Annotated in this window: 9 protein-coding genes; 2 read left to right on the top strand and 7 right to left on the bottom strand. The window is 40.1% G+C overall.

Going from position 1 to position 14,549, the window contains the following annotated elements; translation table 11 throughout:
• Positions 1 to 68: 68 nt before the first annotated feature.
• A complete protein-coding gene (locus tag ACH30E_RS08640) occupies positions 69 to 1,268 on the bottom strand; it encodes a serine hydrolase domain-containing protein (protein ID WP_490824469.1) in 1,200 nt (399 codons plus the stop codon).
• 100 nt (positions 1,269 to 1,368) lie between these two features.
• Here ACH30E_RS08640 and serA point away from each other — a divergent pair, with 100 nt between their 5' ends.
• Complete coding sequence (gene serA, locus ACH30E_RS08635; RefSeq protein ID WP_490824468.1) at positions 1,369 to 2,607, top strand: phosphoglycerate dehydrogenase; 1,239 nt, start codon at positions 1,369 to 1,371, stop codon at positions 2,605 to 2,607.
• 120 nt (positions 2,608 to 2,727) lie between these two features.
• Here the strand turns inward: serA and ACH30E_RS08630 are convergent, their stop codons facing one another.
• The 3 genes from ACH30E_RS08630 to ACH30E_RS08620 all read right to left on the bottom strand — a co-directional run bounded on the left by ACH30E_RS08630 (position 2,728) and on the right by ACH30E_RS08620 (position 5,088).
• Complete coding sequence (locus ACH30E_RS08630; RefSeq protein WP_490824467.1) at positions 2,728 to 3,246, bottom strand: HEAT-like fold family protein; 519 nt, start codon at positions 3,244 to 3,246, stop codon at positions 2,728 to 2,730.
• 35 nt (positions 3,247 to 3,281) lie between these two features.
• Positions 3,282 to 4,004: a copper homeostasis protein CutC gene (locus ACH30E_RS08625; protein ID WP_490824466.1), complete on the bottom strand. Its 723-nt coding sequence runs from the start codon at positions 4,002 to 4,004 to the stop codon at positions 3,282 to 3,284.
• A 67-nt stretch (positions 4,005 to 4,071) separates the two neighbouring features.
• Complete coding sequence (locus ACH30E_RS08620) at positions 4,072 to 5,088, bottom strand: isoaspartyl peptidase/L-asparaginase family protein (protein ID WP_294992973.1); 1,017 nt, start codon at positions 5,086 to 5,088, stop codon at positions 4,072 to 4,074.
• A 260-nt stretch (positions 5,089 to 5,348) separates the two neighbouring features.
• Between ACH30E_RS08620 and ACH30E_RS08615 the strand changes: the two genes are divergently transcribed.
• Positions 5,349 to 5,996, top strand: coding sequence for an energy transducer TonB (locus ACH30E_RS08615; protein ID WP_490847335.1), 648 nt, complete (start codon positions 5,349 to 5,351; stop codon positions 5,994 to 5,996).
• 129 nt (positions 5,997 to 6,125) lie between these two features.
• Here the strand turns inward: ACH30E_RS08615 and ACH30E_RS08610 are convergent, their stop codons facing one another.
• The 3 genes from ACH30E_RS08610 to ACH30E_RS08600 are packed head-to-tail and all read right to left on the bottom strand — an operon-like array spanning position 6,126 to position 14,492.
• The gene (locus ACH30E_RS08610) at positions 6,126 to 6,431 is read right to left on the bottom strand and encodes a phosphoribosylpyrophosphate synthetase (protein ID WP_294992978.1); all 306 of its coding nucleotides are present in this window, start codon (positions 6,429 to 6,431) and stop codon (positions 6,126 to 6,128) included.
• 37 nt (positions 6,432 to 6,468) lie between these two features.
• Positions 6,469 to 8,928, bottom strand: a complete 2,460-nt coding sequence (gene pbpC / locus ACH30E_RS08605) for a penicillin-binding protein 1C (RefSeq protein WP_490847334.1) — start codon at positions 8,926 to 8,928, stop codon at positions 6,469 to 6,471.
• Positions 8,925 to 14,492 (bottom strand): alpha-2-macroglobulin family protein, encoded by a 5,568-nt coding sequence (locus ACH30E_RS08600; RefSeq protein ID WP_490824463.1) that lies wholly within the window; start codon positions 14,490 to 14,492, stop codon positions 8,925 to 8,927. The genes pbpC and ACH30E_RS08600 overlap by 4 nt, the downstream gene beginning before the upstream one ends.
• Between the last annotated feature and the right edge of the window lie 57 nt (positions 14,493 to 14,549).

Raw genomic sequence — 14,549 nt, 5'->3', positions numbered from 1 at the left:
TGTGATTTTGCGGGGTAGCCCATAGACCATAGTCCATGGTCCATGGTCTATGGACTATCGACCATGGACTATTCCTCCAGTTCTGTTGTGTCTGTGCGGCCGGTAAAGGCTGAGGAGAGTTTTTTGGCCTGGTAAATATTGCGGTTATAACGGTTGCCCAATACTATTATGGTGGCTGAATCTTTGATATAACGGGTAAAAACGGTGTTATTGCCGTGCCACCAGCCATTATGGTATACAATTTCCTCCGTTGGTGAATTCAATAGCCGCCATCCAAGTCCATAATTGTGAAATGATTTTGTTTCAAAGCTATATGGCTGATATGCAAGTGTTTGTGAGGCTTGATTTACATAAATACCTTCCTGGAGTGCCCTGTCCCACAAAAACATATCCCGTACAGTGGAGTACACGTTTTTATCACCATAAATACAATCCAGCTTTTCGATGCGATAAGGAACATTATTGTTTTTGTAGGATGGCACATAACGGCCTGTATCAGCCAAACTGAAAACATAGCTGTCGGTCATACCAAGGGGTGTAAATAAACTATCCTTCATATAAGTAGGGTATGATTGTCCCGTCACCTTTTCAATGATCAGCGCAAGTAGTGCATAGTTGGTATTGCTATAACGGAAAGCCTTATCCGGACCAAATAACGGTGCTGGTTTGTATTTGATCATATAATCCAACATATCCTGATTGGTGAGCAGGCCTGGCTTCAGTGGTGGCATTTTAATGGTACGGGTTCTTCTGACCCAGCGACCTTTTTTATTCTTTACCCTATAGGTTTCTACTTTCCTGTCTACCAGAAAGTAAACATAATTGTTTAATCCGCTTCTGTGGTTCAACAGGAGTTGTACGGTAATATTGGGATAGGGAAAATCTGGGAAGAAATCTGTGACAAAATCATCCAGGTTTAGTTTACCCTGCTCCCTTAGTTTAAGGATGGCCATACCGGTAAATGTTTTTGATACCGATGCCAGGTGGAAAGTAGTATTTGGGGTAATAGGTTCCTTGGTCTTGAAATTGCTGTATCCTTTATAATCCTCAAATAATACTTCGCCATTTTTTGCTACGAGGATACTTCCATTAAATCCTTTATTACCTAACAGTTGTTGGTATTGTTTCTCAATTTCGGCAGCATAAACAGCTTTATTGGTCGAAGGTATCGGCGATACGGTTTCTACCGATTCGTTTTTCGGGGGTTGTGCTGAACAGGCCTGCAATAAACAACTCAAAATAGCGACACCAAAGGTTCTTACGATCATCTGTTAGTATTTCTTCGTGGCGAAAATAAAAAACTATGTGTTATAGAAATGGTTAAAAAGCGAAAGGTTATGCAGAAAATAAAAACATTATTTTCGCTGTATGAGCAAGCAGGCAACAACAAGTTATCCGAAAGAAAGGATCAATATTTTATTTCTGGAAAATATCAGCGATAAAGCTGTACAGTATTTCAAACAACAGGGATATGCAAATGTGCGAAAAATCAGCGGTGCACTTAGCGAAGCTGAATTGATAAAAGAAGTGAAAGATGTACACCTGCTTGGTATTCGTTCAAAAACACAGATTACCGCCAATGTACTTGATGCAGCAAAAAAATTGCAGGCCATTGGCTGCTTTTGTATCGGGGTAAATCAGGTAGACCTTAAGTACGCCACTAAGAAAGGAGTGGTTGTTTTCAACGCACCTTACAGCAATACCCGTAGTGTAGCAGAACTGGTTATTGGTATTTCTGTAATGCTGATCAGAAAAATATCCGACAAAAATATTGCAGCACATAAAGGTATCTGGATGAAAGATGCCAAAGGAAGTTATGAGTTGCGTGGAAAAACATTAGGACTTATTGGTTATGGCAATATAGGCTCACAGGTGAGTGTGCTCGCTGAAGCGCTTGGCATGAAAGTGTTGTTTTATGATACAGAAACCAAATTGCCCTTGGGTAATGCGGTTGCGGCAAAATCAATGAAAGAAGTACTTGGCAACAGTGATATTATTTCTTTACATGTTCCGGAAACTGCTCAGACAAAAAACCTGATAAATAAACAGGCCATCCGAAATATTAAAAAGGGAGCTATATTATTAAACTATGCCAGGGGAGAAGTAGTTGATTTAAAAGCATTGAGTGAGGCAATAAAAGATGGTTCCATTTCCGGTGCAGGAATTGATGTTTATCCATGGGAGCCAGAAAAAAATGGCGATCATTTTGAAACACCTCTTCAAGGATTATCCAATGTTATACTTACACCTCATATTGGTGGGTCGACCGAAGAAGCACAACAGAATATCGGAGAAGACGTAAGCGTTAAACTATTCCAATACCTCGAACGTGGTATCACCAATGGTTCTCATACAGTTCCCGCAATTGGATTGCCACCAGTTGATGGGGCCCACCGTATTCTTCATGTACACCGAAATGTACCTGGTGTATTGAGTGCCATCAACACTGCTTTATCTAAAAATGATATCAACATTGTTGGACAATACCTCAAAACCAACGAAGAGATTGGATATGTTGTACTCGATGTAGACAAAAAATTATCTAAAAAAGCAGCGGAGCTACTGAAAGAAGTGAAAGAGACGATTAAGGTTAGAATGCTTTACTGATTTTTGATGTCAAATTTTTATGGCTGATGTCTGATCGCTGATGTCGGATATGTAAGAAACTGCACTTGAATAAATCTGAGATCTGACATCTGACATTTGAAATAAATCCGACATCAGCGATCAGCCATCAGCGATTCCTCTGAGTATTTTCCTCCCCCTGCTTCTGAATGCTGCTGTTTCTGTGTCCCATCGCTCATCAATGATAAGCTTTAATTCATGTTTTATCTCAGGATATTGTTTGGAGAGATTGAATAATATCGTTAACGAAAAAGCTTTAATGGCAGCGGCGGTTGCCGGGTTCTCAATAAAAGCAAAGCAACAATTCATCAATTCTCCATGAAATTCCTCCGGAATAGCTATCTCTTCTAAAACCCTTACAGCATTTCTTATTACAGCATCGTGCACACCAGGTTCCTGTAGTCGTTTAACCAGTACGCCTATATAGGGAGCAATCATAGATGGCTTATGCCTGGCTGCCCAGCTAACACTCCATGCTGCCCTTTGAGATATTCTGTAGTCTTGATCTGTATAACAGTTCATCAACTCTTTGAACTGCTTTTTATTTTGAATAGCATAATTGGCAATACGAAGTGCCTGTTCTTTTGAATGTTCCTGCGCTAGCGCTTCCCTGATATTCATAGTTAGTATTTCAATTTATGCTGAAAGACTACAATTTATTGGCTTAACAACTGTTTAAGTTTACGAATTTCGTTGGCATCTGTAAAGTCTTGACTAAAATCTTCCGATATGAGAGGGTTTGTATAAGTTGTTTGAGATGGTCGCAATATTCTGGCAGAAGTATGAAATTCTTTAGCGCCGGTATAGGTCATCATCTCCTGAATGTTAGTGCTGTTAATACCGCTGCCGGGCATTATGATGATTCTGTCATCAGCCTGTTCTACCATTTGTTTTATCAAAGTTTTTCCATCGGGTGCTTTTGGGTGCTGGCCGCTGGTGAGGATTCTTGTACAACCACAGGCAACAATGGTTTCCAATGCTTCAAGCGGATCCTTGCATCGATCAAACGCACGGTGAAAGGTTACATCAAGTGGGTAGGCGAGTTCTACCAGTCTGGCAGTGTTTATTTTATCAACTGTACCATCCTGATTCAATAAACCAAATACCACTCCTTCAAAACCGAGTTCTTTACAAAGTGTAATGTCTTTTGCAATGATTGCAATTTCTTCTGCACTGTGAAAATAATCACCGCCTCTTGGTCGTATCATCGGGAAAATAGGAATGCTTACTTTTTCCCTGGTCGTTTTTAGATAACCGTAAGAAGGGGTAGTGCCACCGTTGGCATAGTTTTCACATAATTCAATCCTATCAGCGCCGGCTTCAGCAGCAGCGATTGCAGTAGCGGTGTTAAACACACATATTTCAAGGGGTAATGACATGTAATTTTTTTAGTTCAATCCTTATTCCTGCTTTGGATTTAAGTCTGAAGCAGGGATAAGGAATTTATCAAATTAAAGGTTTTGCATCAACCAGGAAGTTTTTATCATCAGCATGGCAAACTGCATAATTAAATCCTTTTTGCAATGCATATCCTCCATATTCTCCATTTTTTGCAATAGCGATAAAACCAGCTTGAATGGCTTTAGCTTTTTCATGTCCTTTTGTTTTATATAATCTTTCCATTGCTTTTTTGCAGGCATCTTCTGGCGACAGTCCCTGACGCATCATTTCAACAATGGTATGTGCCCCACAAATACGGATAATGTCTTCGCCTTGACCGGTTGCAACTGCTGCGCCAACTTCATTATCTACATATAAGCCTGCTCCGATAATTGGCGAATCACCAATTCTTCCCCTCATCTTAAAGCCCATTCCGCTGGTAGTACAACTACCGCTCAGGTTACCATTGGCGTCCAGGGCAATCATGCCAATTGTATCATGGTTCCAATCTCCGTTTTCCAGTTTAGCAGGCACAAATGCTTCCTGTCGTTTTGTGTTTTCAATATTGATCACAGGTTTATACTCGCTTTTTTTAAGCCAGTTTTCGTATGCTTTTTTAGCGGATTCTGAGAGTTCATTTTTTTCCAACGGAAAGCCTTCTGCGACTGCAAACTGTTGTGCGCCTTCACCTACCAGCATTACATGCGGTGTTTTTTCCATCACTCTTCTTGCAACAGAAATAGGATGTTTGATTCTTTCCAGAAAAGCTACGCTGCCGCAGTTGGCGAATTCATCCATTATACAGGCATCCAGTGTAACAAATCCATCCCTGTCTGGATTAGCTCCCAACCCAACACAACAGTTCAGGGATGCTTCGGTAACCCTAACGCCTTGTTCCACCGCATCCAATGCTCTTCCACCAGCTTTAAGCACATTCCAGGCCGCCTTATTGGCAGCAATACCTGCATCCCAGGTAGAAAGTACCAGGGGTTTCTTTGCGTTTATTTTCCCCCTAAATGAAGTGAAACCCAGTGCTGTTAAGCCAAATGAGCTTATCTGCAGAAAATTACGACGGTGGAGCATGTGATAATATTTATTTAGTCGAATGTATGAAAGAGTAGCCAAAAGTGAAAAGGATAAAGTTTCCATTGGTTACACTAGGAAGGTGACAGTAAGATTCATTCGTCTCATGGCCTATGTTGAATAATTCCTGTAAACATTTCCATCCTGTGAAATATGTAATTTATAACGGCAGATGTATAAAGAAAGAAAAAAGGAAACATGCAATTTTGCCTTTGGATGAAGATCTGGTTTTATGCCTGATTTTTTCTCCTTATTTAAATATGTTTTATCAAAATAAGTTAAAGAACAATGTTACGTTTAAACCTGGATGCTACCTGTTAATCGCAATAGCGGGTATAATTTCAATGAGTGCCTGCAAAACCGGTAAAAATCCGGAAGAGTTGGTGAAAGATTCTTTGTTAGCAGATTCGCTGAAAAAAGCAGCGGCAGGAACGGTAACAACTACCACTACCAAAGTAACAACCACTATTACAAGTGGCAAAGCGGTTGTAAATCCACAGAAAAAAAATGGCAGGGGCGAAATTATAGTGGAGCGAAACCAGTCTTTTGAAGATGCCTATGCTGGCATGATGATAGAGATGGATACAAAGGGAATTTACTATCGCACAGAAGTTAAACCATCATTTCCGGGTGGTGAGAAAGCACTGACCAAATTTATTCAGGAGAATATTGAATATCCACCAATGGCGCTTGATAATGGAGCAGAAGGTAATTTAGTGGTAAATTTTGCTGTTGACGAAATGGGCGTTATTTATACGCCATATATTAATGGAGAAGAGGCAGGATATGGGTTGGATGAAGCGGCTTTAAAGGTTGTATCTAAAATGCCTAGATGGAATCCGGGTCAGATTAAGGGACGCAATGTAAAAAGCTATTTCAGTTTACCCATTAAGTTCAGGATATATTAGTCAGTAGTCATTTGAGTCTGGTTTTATAGGTCTGTAGCGATTCTTCATTTATGAGGGATCGCTTTTTTTTGAGGGAATTTGACCGAAATTTTAAAGACTTGACAGGGTAGTTTGTTGCAACTGGATAAATTATTCATTGATGGTAAGCTTACGAATCATTTCATCATTCACAGGATCACTGTAAACACCATAGGCACTGATGAGTATGCCTTTTATTTTATGATCATGAGATTCAATTACATAAAGTATACTGGAGTTTCCCGGATCTGTATCGCCTTCAAATCGATGGTGTGCTACAATTTCAAATTGAGCTGGTAATAGACAAACTCCGGTTTCAAGGCATTTGATCTGGTCGAATGCAAGGTTAAAATCCGTAGTATATCCGGATGATTTAAGGTCTTTGATCGCTTCAACGAGGTTATCATAATTACGCATATGAACAAGTTACAAAAAGTTCAGTATAATAACTACTTCAATGTTGTATGATTTCAAAGTTTCGTATAGCATTGTTACCCATTTCATCGATAATAGTAATCCTGTGTTTGCCGGGAGATGGGTTGATGGATAATTGATGTATTTTATCTGTCGTCGATACAAACTGTTCATCCAGGTGCCAATACAATTTCATCCTTGCAGTTGAGTGGGTAGCCTTAAATATTACATTTCCTCTCACGCCAGATATTTCAAGCGGTATATAAATTTTGTTGCCTTCTTCCGGATAGATAAAATCCAATATTTTTTGTGTTTCGGGTTCACAACCTTTTACATAAGGTGGTAAAACCTGGTAAGAAGGATTTTGCACTTTGTAATAATATTCCATTGTTGGTGGAAGGGTAAACCAGGATTTATGTTGCATGAGTTGGGGTTCTTCACACTGTGTACTTACCCTGTATTGCCCTGTTCTATCGAGGTGTATAATTCTGCAGTAGGAACAGGTATTTCCTGTAACCAGCCCGACTTCACCAACCATAACAGTATCTTGTAATGAGCAATCTTTACCTGCTTTGAACCCAGATTTTTTACAGACAGGTATATAATGAAATCCTCCGGCAGGATGTTGAAACCAATTTGATTTTGGAAGCAGTCTGAAAATATCAAACATAAGAGGTGCTGCTGTTTGAATGCCTATAAGTCCTGGTCTGCCTTCGCCAGTGGTATTTCCCATCCAGACAACCACACAATATTTCGGGGTAAGTCCTATTGCCCATCCATCGCGAAACCCAAAACTGGTGCCTGTTTTCCAGGCTATCTTTTGTGCTGAGTTAAACTGACTCCATAAACCTTCTTCATTTGGGCGCATCACTTCCGTCATAGCATTAAACATCTGATACATGGAGGGATAATCAAATAATCTTTGGGTGCTATGCTGCCCACCAATTGGAAGATTCGATTTTTTTGCATCTATATAATTGGGCATGAACCAATCTTTACTATTCCATTGTTGTTTATTTTGCTGCTGGTGTTGGTACATCCTGGCCATGCTGCTATAAACACCCGCCAATTGAAATGGGGTGATTTCACAACCACCAAGAATAAGACTAAGTCCATAAAAATCTGCCGGTTGCACTAGCGTTTGAAAACCTGCCTGTTTTAACAAGTCATAAAACCGTTGGTATTTATATTGCTGCAACATTTTAACCGCAGGAATATTGAGACTTCTGGCAAGTGCAAGCTGGGCAGGAACAGCACCATCGAAACCAAGGTCAAAATTCTGAGGTGAGTATCCGCCAATCTGGGTGGGTATATCAGGAATCAGTTGTGTTGGCATGATATCACCTCCACTTAACATGGCTGCATAGAGTAAAGGTTTTAAGGTGCTGCCCGGACTTCTGGGCGACTGTAAAACATCTACATGACTTTCCAGTGCCGGATCAGATGGACGATAAATATTGCCCAGGTATGCCAATATATTTCCTGAATTATTTTCAACAACCATGGCGGCAATATTATTGATCTGATTGCCTTTTTGTTGGTCATGGTATTGGTTGGTCAGTTGTATCAGTTGAAGCTGTAATTTACTGTCGATCGTAGTTGAAATACCTGTGGGTAAGTCTTCCTGCACTTTTTCTAAAGAAGCATAATTTTTCCTGAAATAATCCAGCAGGTGAGGAGTAAGCTGTGGTAAAGCTTTTGGTTTACCCGGAAGTGGCTCAAGTTTGGCAAGATCGGCAGTTGTCTGATCAATTGTTTTTGCTGCAACCAGCTTATCGAGTAATTGATTTCTTTTTTGCCATAATATCTCCCGGTTCTTGCCCGGGTGCACCAGTGATGGTGCATTTGGTAAAACAGCCAGTGCGGCCATTTCACCCCAACTTAATAACTGCGCGTCTCTACCGTAATAACGCCAGGCTGCAGCATCCAAACCAACTACATTACTGCCAAAAGGTGCATTGGATGCATACATGGCCATTATTGTTTTTTTACGATAACTGCATTCTAATCGTATGGCTAAAATGGTTTCCTGTAATTTATTCCAGATGCTTCTCCGGTTATTTTTTTTATGTAAGCGGATTACTTGCATGGTGAGGGTACTTGCACCACTATGAACGCCGCCTTTTCCAATATTCTGACGGATGGCCCTTACCATTGCAATTGGGTCTACACCCGGATGGTACATAAATCTTTTATCTTCCTGCACCATAATACATTGCCTGAATTTCTCCGGCACCGTTGGGTTATAAGGAAATCGCCATTGCCCGTCTGAAGCGATTGCTGCGCTTAGTAAAACCCCATTTGCATCCGTTAATACAAAACTAGTGGGAGAAGTAAATAATTTTCCTGGCAAGGCTAACAGAAACCAACCAAATAAGAGCAATACAATCCCTACACTTATCTTTTTTCTGAGCGACCATTTTTTTATTCGCTCTATCAATCGAAAGCTTAAGTGTTGAATTTTAGCCAGCATGTTTTTTACAAACGCAATCATTTTCATTCTATCGTAACCCATTTAGCACCTGTACCGCCACTTATTGTATGATCATACATCGCATCGCAATACACACCTGCCCAATAATACTTTCCAAGGTAGGCGGCATTAAGCTGTACATAAAATGTTTTGCTTTCTCCGGGTTTTAAACCAAAATAATGATAGACCCTGTCGTCTCTGATGTCCATATAATCTGACTCTGAAGATTTGAATATACCTTCCTGATCAAATAAGCGGGTATTCAGTATTTCCCATCCTCCGGGGAATAACTGCGATAAAGCCATTTGTGTATAATGACCTCTGTAACCCGGATTTTTGATCGTTACTTTCGCTACAAAATCAGTTCCTTGTTTCAATACCGTAGGATCAATAGTTTCACCTGCTGTATTCATGTATTGAGCTGCAACCTGTAATATCGATGGGTTATTCACCGGTGGTGTTGTGGATGTACTAAAAGGTTGTCCGGTATTAATAATGCGCACATAAAGAACATTTTTCCCATTGTTGTTTATTTCAACGCCTGCTTTACCTGCTTTTCGGTTAAGGTTTAATTGTGATAGGGTGGATGAAGAACGTATGGTACTACGTTGCTCATTATTTTTCACCGCCGCATCAATTTTTATATCTTTTGAAGCATTACTACCACTGTATTTTGCAATAGACAATAAACTATAAGCAGTGGTTTGTGTACTGTACCAATTATCTTGAGATAAAGAAGCTGCAATTGATCTTACCAATTGATCTGCCATTGTTCTTCTATTCATTAATGTAACGGTTTCGAGAACCATTGCCTGGTCTCTTAAACTACTGCCATAACTTGGCCCCCAATCAGTCCTGTTTTCGAAACTGGTTGGCAGACCATTGATCAGTTCAAGGGCTATTTTTGGTTGACCAATTAACTGATATGCCGCTGCGAGTCGCCATTTTGTTTCAGGGCGAATGAATTTGTATTCTTTCAATTTATTCATTGCACCGAGTTCGGGCGACTTATTCAATGCCAGTAAGTATAAGCGGTAAGCTTGTGTAAGGTCTGAACCATAATAGGGTGCTTGTGTCATGTTCCAGGCATTGGCTTTTTTGCGCTGATAGCTATTCCATTGCTGCATTACAGATGTTGGAACCTGATACCCCATTGAACTGGCTTCAAGGAGAAAATGTCCGGCATAATTGGTGCCCCATTCATCATCATTTCCACCTGGCCAATAACCAAAGCCACCACTGGAAGTTTGGAAATGTTGTATTTTATTAATTCCAGCCTGGATGTTTTTGGCCATTTCTTTTTTACGCTGATCCGTGAGTTCCATCAATTGAGCCAGATACAATTGCGGAAAAACAGCGGATGTAGTTTGCTCAATACAACCATGTGGATACTGAATAAGGTAGTTTAAATGTTTTTGTAATTGTATGGATGGGATGGATGAAATTTCAAGTGTTGTATTACTGGATATTCCATCACCAATTGCATCAACAATAGATTTCCAACTGGCTCCCGGTTGCAAAGTCATTTCCTGTGTCTGTGTAATAACCGGATTCGGGTTTCGGATATCTATTTCAATTTCCTGCGCATCTTTTTCATTTCCTGATTGAGCTGTGAATTTTACTTTGCCGATTCCTGTTTTGTTTTTAACCCTTGCTGTAAATGTAGCCACCTGTTCGCCTGTGCCAGTGAAATTTAGTTCTTGCGTACCTGCAGCTTCAATAAAAGGATTGCTTTCAATTTGTACCCTTACTTTTTTTATTTGAGTACTGGTTGCGAATACGGTTACCGGAATTTGAATTTCTTCTGATGGACCTAAAACCCTTGGCATTGTTGACAATAACATCAGGGGCTTTTTTACCTGGACTGATTTTTCAGCCATGCCAAACCTGTTTTTATTACTGGCTATTACCATTACCCTTGCAGCGCCCATGTACGGAGGTAACTGAAACTGGTGGGTTGTAGATTTTCCATTGGTACTGAATGGCCCCATGAATTTAACCACGGGCTTAAAACGATTGGCCCTTCTTGTTTTTGAAGCAAGCTCGGCATCAGCATCACCACCAATGGTCAATATTCGTTGTAACTCACCTCCCCATGCTCCAATTATGTAATCATAAACATCCCAGCTCTTAACGCCCAATGCTTCTTTGGCGAAAAATGACTGGTGAGGGTCAGGGGTTTTAAAACGGGTAAGGTCAAGCAAACCTTCATCAACAATAGCAATCACATAATTCATAGCATTGCCATTTGCTTCAGCAACAGTGATGCTGCTTTGCTCTTCCGGCTTAAGTACCTCTTTTACCCTAATTACGGGTTTTAATATGGTTGCCTTGTCTTCTACCATTATTGGAATTACTCCATACATACGTATCGGAAGATCGTTAACCGTTTGTGCATGTGGTTGTAATAAACTAACATGCACATAAACATTTGGCGACATTTCTTCTGTGGCTACGAAACTGAAATTGGTTTTCCCTTTTTGTGCATCTACCTGAAATGTCTTCAGTACTTTACTACCGTTTTCAATACTTATGATGGCTTTGCCCGATTCACTGGTAGGGATCGCAATATTTACTTTTTGTCCAGTTTGATAACTTGTTTTATCCGAGCTCAGGGAAAGCATTGTGATGGAGCTATTATCCATGCCTTCGGTATTAGGCATATCATCGTCTGTAACATGAAAAACTTGTCCTGAAATATGGCCACTTCTTTTATCCTTAACCAGTAACATAAAACGGCCAAATTCACCTTCCTTAAAGAATAAGGGATAATTACCCTTGCCATTGTTTAAAGTGATGGTTTTGGTATTAATGGGTTTATTGTAGCTGTCTTCTGAAAAGTTTTTAAGATCGCTGGAAGCATTATCCCACCACCAACGCCATTGTAGTTTATACAAACGCATTTCCATTTCGGTGTTTCCGTTCACTGGATTGCCATTATTATCAAGATCAACAACCTGAAAGGAATGGGTTTTGCCAGCAGGCAATACACCTGAGTATTCATTACCCTTTGGTGCTTTCAATCCTGCATAACTGGAATAAGGGTGGTAGGGGATGGAGAAATTATCGATACTGAAATTACCTCCTGGTTCAAACACCCTCACCGTTAAATTGGCCGTTAATAATCCCGGTGCCGTTTCTTCCATATTAAAACTCGATTTCACGGAAGCTTGTCCTTCAGCGTTTAGTTTACCATCAAACAAAGTGGTTGATTGTGGCGAAAAGCTATTGGTAGGATCTTCAAAACTATATCCTGTAAATGCCGGGAACGGATTATTGTTTTTATAGAATTGTGCGTCCACTTTTGCTTTGAGTTGTTTGGCAGCGGCCCCAAATAACCATTTTGCTGATAAAGTTCCGGCAACAGGGTTGGCTTTACTCAGGTACTTCATATTATCAAACTGAAGATCGAGTTTCATCCGATTGGGCATGATTGATTCGATTTTCAGTCGCTTACTGAATACGGCACCGCCCACTTTAACTTTGCAGTTCCACCCTCCGGTAGGGGCACTGGCATCAGTCATTAAACGGAATACATGAATGCCTGTGTTTGTATAGGGAAGTATTGATTTTTTATAAAGCTGTCCTTGAGGTGTAAATAATTCCAGTTCTACTGGATGCCCTTCGGGTAAGGTTGCCAGTTTATCGTAAATCATACAGGTCAGGAATAGACTATCCCCAGGCCGCCATACGCCTCTTTCACCAAAAATAAACCCCTTGATTCCTTTGGTTACTTCTACACCACCTACATCAAATTTCGATACCGGCAGATTGGTGCCATCATCGATACGCAGATAAGTTTTTTCTTTATCCTTTTGTGCGATCAGTAAAAAAGGTTTTCTTTTTGCTTCAATGGTAACTGTTCCGTCACTGCCCGTTGTACCCTTACCAACTACCTGTTGTTGGTAATCGAGTAAGGTAATGTTGGCATTGGCAATAGAGGATACGTCTATCAGGTTATGCGCAGCGATAAAGAAACTGTTGTCTGCATTTCGTTTTGCGATAACACCCATGTTGGTGGCGATGACGTTTCTGCTTACAAATCTTTCACCGTTATAGTAAGCTTTGTTACATGGGTTTTGTCTTTCGTTCCAATCATATCCGTAAGGATAATATTCATCATATCGATACCAAAATTCTCTGTCATCGTCTACATCTTCATAATAATAGGAGTACTCATTGATATCTGTTTTATTGTCTCCCGTTAATTTTTCCGGGCATGCGTAAATAGAGTAGGAGGGCCTGAATGCAATTTTTACCCGATAAATGGCACCAGGATCTGTTTTTATGTATTGATCAAGATCAAGGAAAAAACGATTCTTTTTATGCAGATCAACAGAAGGATCCGTATCGAGTCTTAAAGTAGCTTCTGCAACAGGAGATCCAACACGTCGGAGATCATCGCTTCCATTTAATTGATTATACTGAAGAAAAGAGGGAACATTTGTTTCATAAATTCGTATGATGGATATGTCTACCGCATTCAGGTTAGTCGCTTCAAATGGCATAATTACCTTCCCGCCGCTATTTGGTAAGAACACACCTTGTCCTTTCATTTGAACGGAGGGTAGACGGTTTTCATAAAAGAGATTTCCTGTTAGACTTTTCTGCAGTTTATCACCCCATTCATTTTGTATTCCTGCATTGATATAGATGGTGTGATTGCCTTCCATCTGTCCGCTGTTATAGACTTTTATTTCATTGCGGGAAATGGTAAAACTTAACCCTTCGAGTTGGTTAATGCCAACCAGTCCTTCCAGTACCTGTACTGTTTTCAGCGGATCGCTAAATTGAATGAGGGCATATTGTTCATTACCCTGCACAACCCGCATGTTTATCACTTTAAAATCTCCTGCTGCAGGAATAGCAATGGTTTTATTCCCTTTATAATCTGATTTTATCGGGTTACCGTTCCAGTTGAGCTGAAGCTTTCCTTCACTGTTTTTTCTTTTTATTCCATCAACCTGGAAATCATGTGTACGGGCAGCTTCATTATGTGTCCATTTTATTTTTGTGGTAGATGGGTTGTAGTCTGCCTCAATCATTTTCTCAACCGATTCAACAGATTCAAAATCGGAAGTGATGAGTCTGCCAGTATAACTCATACTGTCTTTGCCATAGCTGGTAAGTCCATAATCTTCTACCTGATAGGCAGGTTTAATGATTTGAATATTGAATTGAAATTTGCTGAATTGTTTGGGGAGATCAATCAGTTTATTGAGGTGAAAAGAAACAGTATATAACTGATCTGGTTCAAATGTTTTTTCCGGAGTGAATTGAATGGTACGTTGATCTGTCCAGATAGCTGTACCATTCACGGCAGGTGAAAATTGAATAAGCTCCTCTTTCACTGGTTCATTGAGTGTATGTGCAACCACTACACCAGCAGCCAGTTTGATGGTGATGGTTGCTTTCTTTGATACTACCCCCGAAGTATAAGCTTCCACATACCTGCTGAATGCAGGATCAATTTTTACCAGTTTCTCCTTTTGTTTACAGGCATTAAAGACTATTGGGAGGCAAGCCAGTATTACAAATAACAGGTTCTTTCCGTTTCTGGCATGTGGGGCAGCAGTGGTAGGTTGAAGCATGGTATACACGATTGTGCAATTGAGCAACAATCATGTATTTAAATTTATTAAAATTCA

Source organism: Sediminibacterium sp. FW305-C-61 (assembly GCF_058231065.1).
Note: the sequence above shows the minus strand (reverse complement) of the source record. Positions and strands in the feature narration are given on the sequence as shown.